13 protein-coding genes are annotated in these 16136 nt (G+C 67.2%); 6 read left to right on the top strand and 7 right to left on the bottom strand.

Annotated features, from left to right (window positions below; all coding sequences use genetic code 11):
* Positions 1-179: 179 nt before the first annotated feature.
* Together RTY13_RS13515 and RTY13_RS13520 are read right to left on the bottom strand one after the other, a co-directional pair.
* Complete coding sequence (locus RTY13_RS13515; RefSeq protein WP_292082407.1) at positions 180-1799, bottom strand: FMN-binding glutamate synthase family protein; 1620 nt, start codon at positions 1797-1799, stop codon at positions 180-182.
* A gap of 322 nt (positions 1800-2121) precedes the next feature.
* Positions 2122-2670 carry a hypothetical protein gene (locus RTY13_RS13520; RefSeq protein WP_312784146.1) on the bottom strand — a complete coding sequence of 183 codons (549 nt, stop codon included), beginning with the start codon at positions 2668-2670 and terminating at the stop codon, positions 2122-2124.
* Positions 2671-2685: 15 nt separating this feature from the next.
* Here RTY13_RS13520 and RTY13_RS13525 point away from each other — a divergent pair, with 15 nt between their 5' ends.
* The gene (locus RTY13_RS13525; protein WP_312784148.1) at positions 2686-4446 is read left to right on the top strand and encodes a CoA transferase; all 1761 of its coding nucleotides are present in this window, start codon (positions 2686-2688) and stop codon (positions 4444-4446) included.
* Between the two features lie 81 nt (positions 4447-4527).
* Here the strand turns inward: RTY13_RS13525 and RTY13_RS13530 are convergent, their stop codons facing one another.
* The 5 genes from RTY13_RS13530 to RTY13_RS13550 all read right to left on the bottom strand — a co-directional run bounded on the left by RTY13_RS13530 (position 4528) and on the right by RTY13_RS13550 (position 10655).
* Complete coding sequence (locus RTY13_RS13530) at positions 4528-4962, bottom strand: MerR family transcriptional regulator (protein ID WP_292082369.1); 435 nt, start codon at positions 4960-4962, stop codon at positions 4528-4530.
* A gap of 113 nt (positions 4963-5075) precedes the next feature.
* Complete coding sequence (locus RTY13_RS13535) at positions 5076-5861, bottom strand: NAD(P)-binding domain-containing protein (protein WP_312784150.1); 786 nt, start codon at positions 5859-5861, stop codon at positions 5076-5078.
* A gap of 37 nt (positions 5862-5898) precedes the next feature.
* Positions 5899-7254 carry an MFS transporter gene (locus tag RTY13_RS13540; RefSeq protein ID WP_292082367.1) on the bottom strand — a complete coding sequence of 452 codons (1356 nt, stop codon included), beginning with the start codon at positions 7252-7254 and terminating at the stop codon, positions 5899-5901.
* 234 nt (positions 7255-7488) lie between these two features.
* Positions 7489-8253 (bottom strand): SDR family NAD(P)-dependent oxidoreductase, encoded by a 765-nt coding sequence (locus RTY13_RS13545; RefSeq protein WP_292082366.1) that lies wholly within the window; start codon positions 8251-8253, stop codon positions 7489-7491.
* Between the two features lie 122 nt (positions 8254-8375).
* The gene (locus tag RTY13_RS13550; RefSeq protein WP_312784151.1) at positions 8376-10655 is read right to left on the bottom strand and encodes a TonB-dependent receptor domain-containing protein; all 2280 of its coding nucleotides are present in this window, start codon (positions 10653-10655) and stop codon (positions 8376-8378) included.
* Between the two features lie 475 nt (positions 10656-11130).
* Between RTY13_RS13550 and RTY13_RS13555 the strand changes: the two genes are divergently transcribed.
* From RTY13_RS13555 to RTY13_RS13575, 5 genes are read left to right on the top strand one after another with little or no spacing between them, the layout of a single operon-like run.
* Entirely contained in the window at positions 11131-12228 is a 1098-nt protein-coding gene (locus RTY13_RS13555) for an acyl-CoA dehydrogenase family protein (RefSeq protein ID WP_292083349.1), read from the top strand.
* Complete coding sequence (locus tag RTY13_RS13560) at positions 12228-13244, top strand: acyl-CoA dehydrogenase family protein (protein WP_292082364.1); 1017 nt, start codon at positions 12228-12230, stop codon at positions 13242-13244. Before RTY13_RS13555 ends, RTY13_RS13560 begins: the two co-directional genes overlap by 1 nt.
* Entirely contained in the window at positions 13241-14041 is an 801-nt protein-coding gene (locus RTY13_RS13565) for a crotonase/enoyl-CoA hydratase family protein (RefSeq protein ID WP_292082363.1), read from the top strand. Before RTY13_RS13560 ends, RTY13_RS13565 begins: the two co-directional genes overlap by 4 nt.
* A gap of 12 nt (positions 14042-14053) precedes the next feature.
* A complete protein-coding gene (locus tag RTY13_RS13570; RefSeq protein WP_292082362.1) occupies positions 14054-15184 on the top strand; it encodes an acyl-CoA dehydrogenase family protein in 1131 nt (376 codons plus the stop codon).
* A gap of 22 nt (positions 15185-15206) precedes the next feature.
* Positions 15207-15986 carry an SDR family oxidoreductase gene (locus tag RTY13_RS13575; RefSeq protein WP_292082361.1) on the top strand — a complete coding sequence of 260 codons (780 nt, stop codon included), beginning with the start codon at positions 15207-15209 and terminating at the stop codon, positions 15984-15986.
* Positions 15987-16136 lie beyond the last annotated feature (150 nt).

The raw sequence follows: 16136 nt of genomic DNA on the forward strand, positions 1-16136 counted from the left end.
ATGTCGTTTTATATTTCGCTTTTTTGGCTGCGTTAAATTTCGCTTTTCTTGTTGCGCCAAATTTCGCTTTTTACGTCATTAAAAATTCCAGGACGGTTTCGGTCCGATGCCCAAGACCAAAATCAACCCGTTGGGACGGCGTTCAAGAACGTAGATTGGCAAACCGTGGGGCCGCCCTGCTAGACCCGCGCTGTCGCGGGCTCTTCGAGATCGAAACGGTCGGCCCGGGCCAGGCGCCAGCTCTCGGAATAGAAGCTGCGGCCCTCTTCGCCAGTCAGGAGTTCGCCCGGGCGAAGGAAGACGTGAAGCTGTGAAAACAGCTTGATCTCGGTCTGGCTGATGCGACGCGCCAGATGGTGGGGGCGCAGGTCGCTGGGGTGGCGGATGCCCGCCGCCGCCAGCATTTCCGACAAGGCCTTCAGGGTGGTGCGGTGGAACTGGTGCACCCGCTCGGCCTTGTCCGGCACGACGAGGGCGCGCTGGCGCAGGGGGTCCTGGGTCGCAACCCCGGTGGGGCAGCGGTTGGTGCCGCAACTCAGAGACTGGACGCAGCCAAGGGCGAACATGAAGCCGCGCGCGGCATTGGCCCAGTCAGCGCCTATGGCCAGAACGCTGGCGATGTCGAAGGCGCTGGTGATCTTGCCGGCCGCGCCGATGCGGATCTGGTCGCGCAGGCCGGCGCCGACGAGCGTATTGTGGACGAACAGCAGACCCTCGCGCATCGGCGTGCCCAGATGGTCGGTGAACTCCACGGGCGCCGCGCCGGTGCCGCCCTCGCCGCCGTCGACGACGATGAAGTCGGGACGGATGCCCGTCGCCAGCATGGCCTTGACGATGCCCATGAACTCCCACGGCTGGCCGATGCACAGCTTGAAGCCCACCGGCTTGCCGCCCGACAGTTCACGCAACTTGGCGATGAATTCCATCATCTGCAGCGGGGTCGAGAAGGCGCTGTGGCTTGCGGGAGAGACACAGTCCCGTCCCATGGGCACGCCCCGCGTGGCCGCGATCTCGGCGCTGACCTTTTGAGCGGGTAGGATCCCGCCGTGGCCCGGCTTGGCGCCCTGGCTCAGCTTGATTTCGATCATCTTGATCTGGGGGTTCGCCGCCTGGGCCGCGAACCTTTCGGGGTCGAAGGCCCCGGTCTCCGTGCGGCAGCCGAAATAGCCGCTGCCCAGCTCCCAGATGATGTCGCCGCCGTTTTCGCGGTGATAGGGGCTATAGCCGCCCTCTCCCGTGTCATGGGCGAACCCGCCCATGGCCGCGCCCTTGTTCAGGGCGCGGATGGCGTTGGCGCTGAGCGAACCGAAGCTCATGGCCGAGATGTTGAAAACCGAGCCCAAGTAGGGCTGGGCGCACTGGTCGCCGCCGATCAGGATGCGGAAGGTGGCGGGGTCCGCAACGGGCGCGGGCCGGATCGAATGGCCCATGAAGTCATAGCCGACGCTATAGACATCCATCTGGGTGCCGAACGATCGTTCCGAACCTTCCTTCTTGGCCCGGGCATAGACCAGCGAGCGCTGGTTGCGGGAAAAGGGCGCAGCCTCCTGATCGGCCTCAATCAGATACTGCCGGATTTCCGGTCGGACCATCTCGGCCAACCAGCGGACGTGGCCCAGGACCGGATAGTTGCGGCGGATCGAGTGTTGCGGCTGGATCAGGTCGACGACGCCCAGCAGGACCAGCGCGCCGGCGATCACGGGCACAAACCACAGCCACGGATAATACAGGGCCAACGCCACGCCGACGATGAGAACGAGGATGCAGAGGCCAAAGGCCGAATACTGATTTAACCGCATGTTGCTGAGGTCCCTGTCGCCAGCGACCCGAATGCTCGGCCGGGTCTCATAGTCCCGCAACTATGGCGGCTGGATTGCGCCGAGACCAGCGTCAGCTTCTCCGACGACGCCCGCACGGCGCGCCGTCGTCTGGCGTAGATCGGCATCTCAATGCCAGATCAACGAGACCCCTCCTCCGATGGTCGCACCGCCTGGGCGGCGCAGGCGATCTGGGGCGCCCTCCCTCTCACCGGGCCTTCTGCATATCTACTTCGAAGCAATAGGGCTCGGGTCCAGTTTCGAGACCTATGTCATGATCTGTAATCTTCCCCTCCGAACCGCCTCAACCGGCGCCGCGATCAGGCTGAGGCGGTTCGCCGGGCGCTTCGCCCAGCGCGCGGACATCCAGAGGTTCTGGCTTGCGGCTGGCCTGGAGCGGCAGGTCGGGGACCAGCAGCGTCGACGCCAATCCCAGAAGGCAGACGAGGAATCCCGTGAACACCACGCCCAGAATGGCCGAGGTCACCGCAGCGCGAACCTCCGGCTGGACGACAGCGACCGCGCCCTCCCCCGCCGCGCCCTGATGCGCGCCCACCGCCATCTTCTCGATCTCCGCCAGCGACAGGCTGCGAACCTGCGCCGTCGGATCAGCAGCGGGCGCGCTCTTCATGGGAGCGGCCAGATTGTGGGTCAGGACCGCGCCGAAAACCGCCACGCCGACGGTTGAGCCGACCTGGCGGAAGAACTGACCCGCGCTGGTGGCCACGCCCAACTGGTCCCGCGGCACGGCGTTCTGGGACGCCAGGTTGAAAACGCTCTGCGCCGGGCCGAGCCCCAGCCCCAGAAGCGTCACCCGCCACATCAGGTCCGGCAGTTCAGCGTCCGCGGTCATGCGGGTCCCGCCTTCGTGGACGTCGCCATGTTCGACGTCGCCGTCGCCATGCAGTCGCACGTCGTCCAGAACTACCTCGTCGCCGGCCGCCAGCCGCAACGCCGCGGCAACGCCGGCAACGGCGGCCACCCCGCCCAGACCTTCGACTGCGCGGACGGCGTGATCTATATTTCTGCGGGGACGGATCAGCACTACGCCAAACTGTGCGAGGCGCTCGGCCGCCCGGAGATGATCCACGACGCGCGTTTCGCCAATGTCCTCGCCCGGGATCGAAACCGCGCCGAAATCGACGCCGTTCTCGGTCCGATCCTGAGGACCTTTGCGCGCAAGGCCCTGATGGATCTTCTGGTGAAGGCGGGCGTACCCTGCTCCGTCATCAACACCTACGCCGATCTGGCGACCGACCCCCAGGTCAGGGCCCGCGCCCTCGTCAACCAGGACGAAAACGAGCTCCCCTGCGTCGCCAGCCCGCTCCGTCTGCCGCGCTCGCCCCTGACCTATCCCGCGCCGCCACAGCCCGGCGGAGCCGACGGTCAGGATCACTCCTGGCTCCGACCGCGTCGCCTCCCGCCCCGGCCCGCCCCCAGCGTCCGTACAGCCCAGCCGCTTGAGGGGATCAAGGTCCTGGATCTCGGTCGGGTGTTGGCCGCGCCCTGGGCGTCGCAGGTGCTCGGCGACCTTGGCGCGGACGTCCTGAAGGTGGAACGGCCCGGTCGCGGGGACGACGCGCGCCTTTACGGCCCTGACGCCCTGACGGATGCGACCGGAGCCCGCACCCTGGAATCCGCCTTCCATCTCTGCGCCAACCGCAACAAGCGCTCCATCCTCGTGGACCTCGCCTCCGCCGAGGGACAGGCGCGCGTTCGCTCGCTGGCGGCTGAAGCCGACGTGCTGATCGAAAACTTCATCGCCGGCAACCTGGCGCGCTTTGATCTCGACGCGGCCAGCCTGACGACGCTCAATCCCCGGCTGATCTATGTCTCTCTCACCGGCTATGGCCAGTTCGGTCCCTATGCCGGCAGACCCGGCTACGACGCTGTGTTCCAGGCGCAGGGCGGCCTGATGGCCATGACGGGGCGTCCCGACGGCGAGCCGGGGGGCGGCCCTTTGAAGACGGGTCCCAGCCTGATGGACGTTTCTACCGGTCAGTTCGCCGCCCTGGCGGCGGTCGCCGCCCTCCATCAACGCTTCGCAGACGCCGCCCCCGGGCAGCATGTGGACGTCGCCTTGCTCGACGTGGCGGTCGCCATGCAGGCCGGCAGTCTTCAGGCCTATCTCGAGACCGGGGTCCAGCCGCCGAGACGCGGCAATCGGGTCGGTCCATCGCCAACGGATCTCTACCAGTGCCTGGACGGACCCATCTTCCTGTCCGCGAGCCGCCCCCGCCACCTCGACGCCCTGACAATTCTGGGCGAAGAGCTCGCGGGCGAACATCCCGCGTCCGACGACCACCCCGGCGCATCGCCTCTGGAAACCGCCCTGCGACACGGGTTCCGGCGTCTGCCCCGGGCACGCCTGCTCGAACGCCTGGTGGCCCTTGGCGTGCCCAGCGCCGCCGTGAACAGCTACGAAGAGGTCATGGCTGATCCTCAGGTCTGCGCCCGAAATCTGGTTCAAAGCCTCCCCCATCCGGCGACCGCGGGGGGGTCCGTCAGGATTCTCGCTTCACCGATAAGGCTAGGCGACGGGAGACCGCCGCTCCAGCGCCCGCCGATGCTGGGCGAGCACGAGGCTGCGGGCGGCTTTCGAACTTCGACAGGGCCGGGTCGGGCCTGAAGGCGGCGTCGCCGGCCCTCACACTCCGGCCCGCGCCCTTCCTCTCGTTGGTACCTGCGCCAGGACTGGTGTGACGAGGCGTCAACCCAGGGCGACGTCCGACGCCTCTCGAAGCGCAAGATCGACGCCTCGAGGGGCGGCCTCCCGCATCCATCCCGCCGATTCGTCGGACTTGAGCCGGTCCAGAAGGGCCGAAAGCTGTTCGCGCTGGCTCTCCACGTCGGCCAGCCTCTCCTCGATGATCCGCCTGAGTCCGCCCGTGTCGCCGTCCTTAAGGATCCTGGCGATATCCGCCAGAGGGACGCCGAGGCGTCGCATCCTCACCACCTGCAGAGCCCTGCCCACCGAAGCAGGCGAATAGAAGCGCTCCTGGCGCCCCCCGCGATGCGGCGTCAGGAGGTCGAACTCCTCATAATACCTCAAGGCGCGCGCCGTCGTTCCGGCGAGTCTCGCAAGCTCCGTGATCGTAAGTCCTTGAAGGTCTCGCCTGCGCGAGGGGCGGCGCGTCCCGGCCATGAAATCGTCCTGATGCAAGACCGGCCGGCTTGCGGCGCGGACGGATTGAAATTCACCAGCCCTCCCATCGCCCGCCGCGGAGCGACGCCGACGGTGAGGCCGGGGTTTGCAGCCTAACTCCAGGCTCCTGCCGCCGCGATCGTGAGCGGAAGCCTGTGATCGTCTCCGAGGGCGGCGCAGGCCATTGCGACGTCCTTGTCGAGATAGGGCTTAATCCGCTCGAGGAGGTCGGGCGCCGTGGCGCCGCCCTGAAACCGGGACATGGCGTAGCTGGCGCTGCTGGAGGTCATGACGGCCTGAACCGTCAGGTCCGGATCCAGACCCCAATGATCGGCCTGGATCCGGACCTCAGCCGCCAACGACATCTGCGCGGCGAACAGGAGATTGTTCAGAAGCTTCGCCCGACGCCCGTCGCCCAGAGCCCCCACGTGAAGGATGCGCGAGGCATAGGACTCGAGAACAGGTCTCGCCGCCGCGAGGGCCTGAGCCTCCCCGCCAGCCATGACAGCGATACGACCGGCCAGGACGGCGTCCCTATCGCCGCTGAAAGCGACGTCCAGCAGGCTCACGCCGGCGGGTGCATGGGCGGACAGCCGCCCAAAGAGTTCAGGATCTCCGGTCGTGTGGACCATGACCACGCTGTCCGCCCGCATCGCCGCCAGCGCGCCATCAAGGATCAAGGCCTGATGGATCTGATGATCGTCGAACAGACAGACGCCGAGGATATCGACATCGATAGCCGCCTCCGCCCCGGACCCGCACGCGATTGCCCCTGCGGCTCGAACGTCTTCGCCCTCCGCCGGCTTTCGAACAAAGGCCTTCAGGTCATGGCCGGACTGTAGAATTCGCAGCGCCATCGGGACCCCGATCTGCCCGAGCCCGATCCAGCCGACCTTCATCCCGGGCCTCGTAGGCCGCCGCGCAGAGCCGTCATCCCTAGTCCTCCGCGCGCAAGGCCCGGGCCGTACGCTCATAGGGCTTGAGCCCCGACCAGGTAATCCACAGGCCGAGCAGGGAAACCGGCGCCCCGACCAGGGCCAGCGCATAGGGCAAGGCGGCGTCGCTCTTGAACACATGGTCGGTGACCAGGGCGATGGACATCGGGCCAAAGCCGATGCCCACCAGACCGCCGAACAGGAGATAGAGCGCCACGGCCTTGCCGCGCATGCGATTGGGCGTGATTTCCTGAACCGCCGTCGGCGCCGCCGCCTGAGCCATGCCGAAGCCGGTGACGACCAGCGTCAGCAAGAGGAAGCTCAGCCAGGGCGTTCCCACAAGGGACCAGGCGCAGACCGTCGGCAGCACCAGCAGCCAGGCCAGCATGGCGACCCGCAGGCGGGCCGCCGGCACGCCCTTCGTCGCCCATCGGTCGCTGATGTAGCCGCTCGCCAGGGTGCCGGCGAGCCCGCCGACAGCCACCAGGACGCCGATAATCAGACCCGAGGTCTTGGTCGGGATATCGAAGCGTCGATCGAAGAAGGTCGGGGCCCAGGCCAGGTTGCCGTAACCGATGATGGCGACAACTCCCGGATAGGTCAGCACGCGGCTGTAGGTGGACTTGAAACGCCCCAGATGACGAAGGAACTCCATCCAGGTGCCTTCGGCCCTGCTCTTGCCAGACGCCTGGTCGCGTCGGATTGGTTCGCGGATGGTCAGGACGATCAAGGCCAGGATCACCCCTGGCGCGCCGGCGATGAGGAAGGTCATCCGCCATTGCTCCATCTGCCCCACGAAGGGCAGGGCCAGCCCGGCTTCGGGCACCAGATGGGCGATCAGGGCGCCGAGGATCAGGGACGCGCCCGAGCCGATGGCCAGGGCGAGATAGTAGACGCTGAAGGCGCGGCCCCGCCGATGGGGCGCGACATAGTCGGCGATGATGGAATAGGCGGCGGGGGCCAGCACGGCTTCGCCGATGCCGACGCCCATGCGGGCCAGGACCAGGTGGTTATAGTTCTGCGCAAAGCCCGAGAGGACCGTCATGACGCTCCAGACGACCATGCCGACGATGATCAGGTTGCGCCGCACGGTCCGGTCGATCAGCCATCCGAACGGAAGGCCCGCGACGGTATAGAAGAGGGCGAAGGCATAGCCCTGGAGGAAGCTGAACTGGGTGTCGGAGATGCCGAACTCGGCGCGAATAGGCTTGACCAGGAGCGCAGGCAGTTGCCGGTCCAGCTGCGACAGCAGGGTGGCGACGAACAGGACGCCAATCACATACCAGGCATATTTGAGCGGCGGATACGGCGGCTCGACGCCGGACCTCTCGCCTGGCTTGTGTGTGGTCCCGACCATCAATCTCTCCCTCGTCTCTTGTCCGGTCGATCCCGGCCGATGGCGCCTTCGCCTGAAACCGGCGGCGCTTTCTTGTCCTGGCCGCAAGCGGGCACAGCAGCGGACAGAATACCTGCGTCGTCACAGGGGCTGTCAAGAATTGTTTTGATATCGAAATAGCATTCACATAATAGAATATTTTCGACGCAGCCATGCGCGGTGCGTCCGTCCCGGAACCGCTGACGGCCCTGATCCCTAGCGGACCATGAGCATGCCGCCGTCGATGGCGATCACCTGGCCGTTGATGAAGCGGGCGCCGTCTGAGGCCAGGAAGGCGAGCACGGGCACGAAGTCGCGCTCGACGTCGCCCAGCCGCCCTCCGAGCGGGATGGTCTGCGCCTTGACGGCGTCGTGAGCCGCCAGCTGGTCCTCGTCCATCGCGGCGCGGGTCTGGTCGTACATCGGGGTCCAGATGGCCGGCGCCACGGCGTTGGCGCTGACGCCCTCCCGCCCCCACTCGACGGCGATGGTTCGCGTCCACGCCAGGACGGCGCCCTTGGCCGCCGCATAGGCCGCCTTGCCGGGATGCCCCTTCACGCCGGCGGCGGACGCAAAGTTGAGGATCGTCCCGCCTTGCGCTCTCAGATGCGGGTAGGCGGCGCGATTGGTCAGGAAGGCGCCGGTCGCATTGACCGCCATGACATGGTTCCAGAGATCCAGCGTGGTCTCGGCGGCGGCGGCGAAGGGCGCGACGCCGGCGGCATGGATCAGAACGTCCAGCCCGCCCAGAGCCCCGACGGCGGCCTCCACGGCCGCGATCACTGAGGCTTCCGAGGCCACGTCGACCTGAAAGAAGGCCACGGCCCCGGCTTCATCGACGATCCGCGCGCCGTCAACCGACTGGAGGTCCAGCGACGCCACTCGCGCGCCCATGGCGGGAAAGGCGCGAACCATGGCGGCTCCCATGCCGCTGGAGCCGCCGGTGATGATGATGCGGCGCCCGTCCAGCGATGCCGACATGGCCATGCTCCCCGGCAAGACCGACCCTGGGAAAGGGTCGACCGAAGCAAAAAGGCGGGGCGCGGTCGCACTGAACCGCGCCCCGAGGATAGAGGGCTGGAACCCCCAGACTTACGCGCGCCTCAGAAGGCGTAGGACACCGACATTCCGTAGGTGCGTGGGCTGCCGACCACGATGCTGTTGAAGTTCGCCCCCGCGAACGAGCCCGACCTTGCGGCGAAATACTCGTCCGTCAGGTTCTTGCCGTAGAGGGCCACTGTGATCGGCCGGGCGTCGAAGGTCCACGACACCTGGGCGTTGAGCAGCCCATAGGCGTCCTGGCGGATAGACTTCCGCTGGAACTCCGTCAGGTCCACCGGCCCCGCCCCGGTGATCGTCACCGTGTTCAGGAAGTAGACGTCCGAGCGCCAGTTGTAGTCGAGATGCAGGTCAAGACGTCCGGCGTTGAACTGGACGGGATAGTCGGCGCTGACCGACCAGGTCGTCTTGGCCACCGTCGGCACCTCGCTGCCCTTGTAGGGGCCGTCGGTGAACTTGGGCTCGATCAGGCCGAGCGACCCGTGCAGGCGCAGGTCGCCGAGCAAGGCCGTGGCTTCAAACTCCGCGCCGTAGATTTCAGCAGTGCCCGAGTTGAGCACGGCGATGACGACCGGCGACGTCTGCAGGACAGCATTTTGCTGGATGTCGTCGAAGGTGGAGAAGAAGCTGCTGGCGGAAAACCGCAGCCGGTTCTCGAACAGGGCCAGCTTCGCGCCGATCTCGTAGCTGCCGACGCTTTCCTCGTTGAAGGGCGTGAAGAAGGCCGCCGTCGTGCCGCTGGCCTGCTGGAAGCCGCCGGTGCGGAAGCCCTTGGAGTATTTGGCGTACAGCAGACCGTCGCCGGGAAGCCTGTAGTCCAGGCCGACGGTAAAGGGCACGGTCTCGAAGCTGATGTCGTCCGGCGTGTAGAGGCAACTCCCCGGCGCTTCATTCAGACCCATGGCCGTGAAGGGACAGGGCCCCGGCGTGATCGCCGAAGCCGGCGGTTCGGCATTGGTTGGATTGCCCGTCACGACATAGCGCGCCGGCGTATAGGTCATGCCGCGGGTGTCCTTGACGGCGCGGACGCCGGCCGTGAACCGCAGGCTCGGGAGGATCTCGTAGCTTGCCTGGGCGAAAACGCTGACTGATTTGTTGTCAGGCCGGATCGTATTGTCCTGGATGGCGGCGGGGATACGCGTCAGGGGCGTATTGCGCACCTGTTCGTGGAAATAGTAGGCGCCCACCGTCCAGTTCAGACGATCGGAAAGGCTCGCGCCCGAGAGCTGCAACTCCTGGGAGACCTGTTCGCCGTCGAGGACGAACTCGCGGACATCCGCCGTCGGCAGGGGCGTGCCGTCCAGGTCGGACGCGCCTTCGAAATAGACGTTGCGATAGGCGGAAATCGACTTCAGCACGCCGAACGGCAGTTCCGCCGTGATGGTCCCGTTGAAGTCATAGACCCTGGAGTCGTTGACCGGATTGATGCCGGCCTGGCTGATCCGTGACCCGGGCTCGGCCACATAGGGGGCGTACATGGCCGGGCTCAAACCGGCCTGATAGGTGTTCAGCACCCACAGAGGCTGGTGGTTCGAGCCCCAGTAGTGGTCGAAGCTCAGATCCACCCGCAGCTCGGGGGCGATGTCGGCCCGAACCGAGGCGCGAACAAAGTCGTCGTTCTGGTCGGCGACGTCGCTGCCCAGCGTCGGATTGCGGCCGTAGCCCGAATGCTCGACATGGCCGTAGACCAGGCGCGCCGCCAGCTTGTCTTCGACGAGCGGCAGGTTGACGATGGCCGTGGCGCTCAGGGCGTCGTAGTTGCCGTAGCCGACCTTCAGCGAGCCTCCGAACTCATAGTTCGGCTTGTTCGTGGTGATGTTCAGCGCGCCGCCGATCGTATTGCGTCCGAACAGGGTCCCCTGGGGACCGCGCAGGACCTCGGCCGAGGCGACGTCCACCAGAGCGAAATTACTGCCTTCAGGACGGGCGTAATACAGACCGTCGACATAGGTGCCGACCGCCTGGTCGACGTTGGGAAGCACGCCCCCCGGCGCGACGCCGCGGATCGCCAGGATCAGGTCATTGTTGCCGTAGGGGGTGGCCGTGAAGGTGATGGACGGCGCATTCTCGGTCAGGGCCCGCACGTCGGTGATCTGGCGGCGTTCCAGCTCCTTGACCCCGAAGGCGGTCACGGCGACCGGCACGTCCTGCAGACGCTGCTCGCGCCGTTGGGCGGTCACGATCACATCCTCAAGACCCGTCGGTCCGCTCGCAGGCGCCTCAGGCTCGGGCGACGCGCCCGTCGTCTGGGCCAGGGCGGCGGAGGGCAGAACCAGCACGGATGCGCTAGCGCAAAGCAGGGCTTTCCAATGAACAGCGGTCAACGACACTCTCCCTAATGTCCGGCGCGACGGGGGAGACCCGCCATGCCCGCGACCTTTGCCGCGAGGTCGCCCCGCCGACACGGCCGCTTGTCGTCTCCCATTCGGATATGGACTTCACCGAGTCAACAAATTTTCTCACACTAAAATTTCATTCTGAATCTAGTCCATCCCCTGAAGGTCGATTCTGAGGCGCTCGACGCCGCCGGACCGGAACCGACGCCAAAAGCCCTGGCGCGCCGCCCTCGACGGCGTCGCCCCGGGTCCGGAGTGCATCGGGGCGCCGCCCCTCTCCGGCCACCTTGAGGCCGGGCGGGGTCGAGACGGTTCGCGTGTCACCCAAAATTCTCTGGTCAGAACCATATTCTCGGATGTATGGATTTGGGGCTTCCCAGGGAAGCGGGCCAACATCCCGGAATCACCAGTGAATCTCCTCGATCAGTTCGGCGCGCCAGCGCTCCCCCCCGGCCTTGAGCCACTGAGAGACCAGGTCCGCGCCTTCCTGGCGCAGCGGCTGGCCGACTATCCTGCTCAAGAACGCGCCCTCTCCTGGATGGGCTTCGACCCCGAATTCAGCCGGGCCCTGGCCAGGCAGGGCTGGGTCGGCCTCACCCTGCCCAAACAATACGGCGGACACGACGCGACGTCGTTCGAGCGATTTATCGTCAGTGAGGAGCTGCTTGCCGCCGGAGCGCCGGTCTCGGCGCACTGGATCGCGGATCGACAAAGCGCGCCCCTGATCCTGCGTCATGGCGCCGAGAGCCAGAAGCAGCGCTATCTTCCGGCCATCGCCGCCGGGGAGATGTACTTCTGCATCGGTATGAGCGAACCCGATTCCGGTTCCGACCTCGCCTCCGTCCGGACCCGCGCCGACCGTCAGTCGGACGGCCGCTGGCGGCTGAACGGCCGCAAGGTCTGGACCACCAACGCCGACCGGTGCCACGCCATGATCGCCCTGGTTCGCACGGATCCGGCCAGCGAACGACACGCAGGCCTGTCCCAGGTGATCGTCGACCTCGACCTGCCCGGCGTGACCATCCGCCCCATCCGCGACATTTCCGGCCATGAACATTTCAACGAAGTCACCTTTGACGACGTGATCCTGGAGGCTGACGCCCTGGTGGGAACCGCAGGCGAAGGCTGGGCGCAGGCGACCTCGGAGCTGGCCTTCGAACGCAGCGGCCCCGAACGGTTCCTGAGCGCCCTGACGCTGTTCCGATGCCTGACGGAGGCGGTCGGGGTCTCCCCCGACGCCCGCCAGGCGGTGGAGATCGGCCGCCTGGGGGCCTGGCTGGTCGCCTTGCGCGCCATGTCCATCTCCGTCACCGGACAATTGGCCGGCGGACAGGACCCGGTCTGGGCGGCGTCCTGCGTCAAGGACCTGGGCACAGGATACGAGCAGGACACCGTCGAGACAGCAATCCGCCTGATTGATTCTCTGCCCGAGGCCGATCAGGCGCGAACCACGCGTCGGGTCCTGGCCGTCACCCAGGGCATGGCGCCCTCGTTTTCTTTGCGGGGCGGCACCCGCGAAATCCTGCGCGGCATTCTTGCGCGCGGTCTGGGAGTCCGCTGATGCGCGCCATGTTCCAGGAGAGCGTCGAGCGCCTGTTTGCGGACGCGGTCGACGCCGAGACGCTGCGCCTCGCCGAGACCGGCGCCTGGTCCGACAGCCTGTGGGCTCAGATGGAGGCGCTCGGCCTGCCCCTGGCCGCCGTTTCCGAGGACCTGGGAGGAATCGGCGCAAGCTGGACCGACCTCTTTCCCGTCATCCGGGCCTGCGGCGCCAGCGCCGTCCCTGCCCCCCTGCCGGAAACCCTCGTCGCCAACGCCCTTCTGTCCGCCTGCGGCATCGCCCCGCCGGAGAGCGGCGTGACTGTCTTCGCGGCGGGCGACGCCTTCTCGGTCCTGCCCGACCTGCCCTGGGGCCGTCAGGCGCGCTGGCTGGTCCTGCATGACACGACGCGCGGACGCCTGGGCCTGCACGACATGACGGGCGCCGCCGTGGAGCACGACGTGAACGTCGCCGGCGAGCCGCGCGACACCGTCGTCCTCGCGTCCGGCTCCCTGGTCTCGGACGCGGCCTTCGACGGCCCGCCCGACACGGTGCGCCTGAGCGGCGCCCTGATCCGCTCGGGCCAGATAGCCGGCGCACTCGGACGGCTGACCGAGATGAGCGCCCAGTACGCCAACGAACGTGTCCAGTTCGGCCGCCCGATCGGCAAGTTCCAGGCGGTCCAGCAGCAGCTCGCCCTGCTAGCGACCCAGGCGGCCGCGGCCGGCGCCGTCGCGGAAGCCGCCTTCATGCAGGCCCGGCGGACGCCGCATTTCGCGACCACGGCCTCGGCCAAGGCCGTGGCCGGCGAAGCCGCGGGCCGGGGCGCGGCCATCGCCCATGCCGTTCACGGCGCCCTGGGCTTCACCCACGAACACAGCCTGCACTTCCTGACACGACGCCTCTGGGCCTGGCGGACGGAGTACGGATCCGACGCGCGATGGTCCGAACGGCTCGGTCGCCTCATCGCCGACGCTGGCGAGGACGGCCTGTGGCCCTTCATCACTGAAACCCTCAAGGAGCGCCCTCAGCCATGAGCGACTTTCTTCTGAAGTCTCGCGACGGCCCCGTGACCGTCTGGACCCTGAACCGACCGGAACAGCGCAACGCCTTCAGCCGCCCCGAGGACATGTACGCCTTCGAGGACGCCTGCGAGGAGGTCCGCGCCGATCCCTCCATCCGCGTCGTGGTCCTGACCGGAGCAGGCTCTGCCTTCTGCGCGGGCGGCGACGTCAAGGCCATGCGCGACCGCACCGGTCTTTTCGAAGGCTCGCCCTACCAGCTGCGCAATCGCTATCGCGACGGCATCCAGCGGATTCCCACGGCCCTCTATGAGCTGGAGACGCCGATCGTCGCCGCCGTCAACGGGCCGGCGATCGGCGCGGGCCTGGACCTGGCCTGCATGTGCGACATCCGGATCGCTTCGGAGAAGGCCACGTTTGCGGAAAGCTTCGTCAAGCTCGGCATCGTCCCGGGCGATGGCGGCGCCTGGCTGCTTCCGCGCATCGTCGGCATGCCGCGCGCCAGCCACATGGCCCTGACGGGCGACGCCCTGGACGCCAAGACTGCGCTGGACTGGACCCTGGTCACCCAGCTGACGGCGCCGGATGCGCTGATGGAGACCGCCATGGCCCTGGCGCACCGTATCGCCGGCAATCCCGGCCATGCCCTGCGCCTCACCAAGCGGCTGCTTCACGAGGGGCAACACATGCGGCTCGGCGCCCTGCTGGAATTGTCCGCCGCCTACCAGGCGCTGGCGCACCATACCTCCGATCATGCAGAAGCCGTGGCGGCCATGCTTGAAAAGCGTCCCGCGCGCTTCACTGACAGCTAGACGGAGCTCAAAATGCGCAAGGTCTTCCGCGAGGACCACGAGATGTTCCGCGATCAGGTCCGACGCTTCGTCGAGACCGAGATCGCGCCGCATCACGCCCAATGGGAACGGGACGGGATCGTGCCCAAATCCCTCTGGCTCCGGGCCGGAGAAGAAGGCCTGCTCTGCGTGACAGCGCCGGAAGCCTTTGGCGGCGCCGGCGGCGACTTCGGCCACAGCGCCGTGCTGATCGAGGAACTGGCGCGGGTCAATGCGACCGCTGTGGGCTTCACGACCCATTCCGACATCGCCGTGCCCTATCTTGTGAACTACGGCTCCGAGGACCAGAAGGCGCGCTGGCTGCCGAGGCTGATCAGCGGCGAGCTCATAGCCGTCATCGCCATGTCTGAACCCCAGATCGGCAGCGATCTGCGCGGCATGCGGACCAAGGCGCGCCGCGAGGGCGACCACTACATCCTGTCCGGCCAGAAGACCTTCATCACCAACGGCGTCAACAGCGGGCTCGCCATTGTCGCCGCCAAGGTGGAGGGGCAGGCCAATCCCAAGGACATCACCCTCTTCTGCGTCGAGGAGGGAACGCCGGGTTTCACCAAGGGCGCCAAGTTCGAGAAGATCGGCCTGCGCGGCCAGGACACTTCGGAACTCTTCTTCTCCGACGTGCGGGTGCCCGTGGAGAACCGCCTCGGCGAGGAGGGCCAAGGCTTCGCATGTCTGATGACGGAGCTGGCGAAGGAACGTCTGGTCATCGCCATCCGGGCCGCCGCCTCGCTGGAGGCCATGCTGGACAAGACGATCGCCTATACCCGCGAGCGCATCGTGTTCGGCAAGCCCCTGCTGGAGTTCCAGAACACCCGCTTCAAGCTGGCCGATGTTAAGGCGCGCACCACCATGCTGCGGGTCTTCGTCGACGACTGCCTGCAGAAGCTCCTGGACGGAGAGCTGACCCCCGAGACCGCCGCCATGGCCAAGCTTACCGGCGCGGAACTTCATGGCCAGCTGCTGGACGAACTGCTGCAGCTGCACGGCGGTTACGGCTACATGAGCGAATACGACGTCGGCCGCGCCTGGGTCGACGCCCGGGTCGCGCGCATCTACGCCGGCACATCCGAGATCATGAAGGAAATCATCGCCCGCACCCTTTGAGGGCGGTCGTCGGAGCAGAATCATGGACCTTGGCCTCCAGGGCAAACGCGCCTTCGTCAGCGCCTCCTCCGCCGGCCTGGGCAAGGCCTGCGCCCTGTCTCTGGCGCGCGAGGGCGCCGAGGTCTGGCTCAACGGACGCGATGAAGAGCGGCTGGCCCGCGCGGCGGATGAAATCCAGAACGCCGTCGGTCGCCGCCCGCATACGGTGGTCGGTGACATCGACGCCGCCGAAGGCCGCGCTGCGGCGCTTTCGGCCTGCCCCGCCCCGGACATCCTGGTCTGCAACAGCGGGGGGCCCAAGCCTGGCCATATGGACCAGTGGGATGAAGCCGCCTGGACCGAGGCCGTGTCTGCCAAGATGGTCTCCCCCATCCTGCTGATCCAGAGCCTGATCGGCGGCATGCGCGCCCGGAGATCAGGCCGGATCGTCGTCATCACCTCCGCCATGGTGAAGTCACCGCAGCTGCCCATGGCCCTGTCGGCGGGTCCGCGCGCCGGTCTGACCGCCTTCTGCAAGGCCCTGGCCCGGGAGGTCGCCGGCGACGGCGTCACGGTGAACTGCCTTCTCCCGGAGAAGATCGACACGGATCGCCTTGAGCGGATGACGCGGTCCCTGGCCCGCCTGAAAGGCGTCGACGAGAGCGCGGCCCGCGCGGAAATGGCGCGCTCGCTCCCGGCGGGACGTTTCGGCCGGCCTGAAGAAGTCGGAGACGCCTGCGCCTTCCTCTGTTCGTCCCGGGCCGGCTACATCACCGGCCAGAACCTTCAGCTCGACGGCGGGGCCTACGCCGGCCTCGTCTAGACGAACGGCCTCGCTCAAAGCCCCTCGCCCTGGGACCTCGCCAGGCGCCGCCGCCTGACCCTTCATCGTCAAAGACCGCCAGACGAGCGCCTGCGCGCCAATGCGGTGCGGCTGCTGGGCCGCGCCGGACGCTGGCTCGATGAGGCCCGG

This window comes from Brevundimonas sp. (assembly GCF_032055285.1).
Taxonomy (GTDB): domain Bacteria; phylum Pseudomonadota; class Alphaproteobacteria; order Caulobacterales; family Caulobacteraceae; genus Brevundimonas.

Bases quoted from the DNA above. Each gene is read 5' to 3' on its own strand.
- RTY13_RS13515 (WP_292082407.1), bottom strand. From the start codon at position 1,799: ATGCGGTTAAATCAGTATTCGGCCTTTGGCCTCTGCATCCTCGTTCTC.
- RTY13_RS13520 (WP_312784146.1), bottom strand. From the start codon at position 2,670: ATGACCGCGGACGCTGAACTGCCGGACCTGATGTGGCGGGTGACGCTT.
- RTY13_RS13530 (WP_292082369.1), bottom strand. From the start codon at position 4,962: ATGGCCGGGACGCGCCGCCCCTCGCGCAGGCGAGACCTTCAAGGACTT.
- RTY13_RS13535 (WP_312784150.1), bottom strand. From the start codon at position 5,861: ATGAAGGTCGGCTGGATCGGGCTCGGGCAGATCGGGGTCCCGATGGCG.
- RTY13_RS13540 (WP_292082367.1), bottom strand. From the start codon at position 7,254: ATGGTCGGGACCACACACAAGCCAGGCGAGAGGTCCGGCGTCGAGCCG.
- RTY13_RS13545 (WP_292082366.1), bottom strand. From the start codon at position 8,253: ATGTCGGCATCGCTGGACGGGCGCCGCATCATCATCACCGGCGGCTCC.
- RTY13_RS13560 (WP_292082364.1), top strand. From the start codon at position 12,228: ATGCGCGCCATGTTCCAGGAGAGCGTCGAGCGCCTGTTTGCGGACGCG.
- RTY13_RS13565 (WP_292082363.1), top strand. From the start codon at position 13,241: ATGAGCGACTTTCTTCTGAAGTCTCGCGACGGCCCCGTGACCGTCTGG.
- RTY13_RS13570 (WP_292082362.1), top strand. From the start codon at position 14,054: ATGCGCAAGGTCTTCCGCGAGGACCACGAGATGTTCCGCGATCAGGTC.
- RTY13_RS13575 (WP_292082361.1), top strand. From the start codon at position 15,207: ATGGACCTTGGCCTCCAGGGCAAACGCGCCTTCGTCAGCGCCTCCTCC.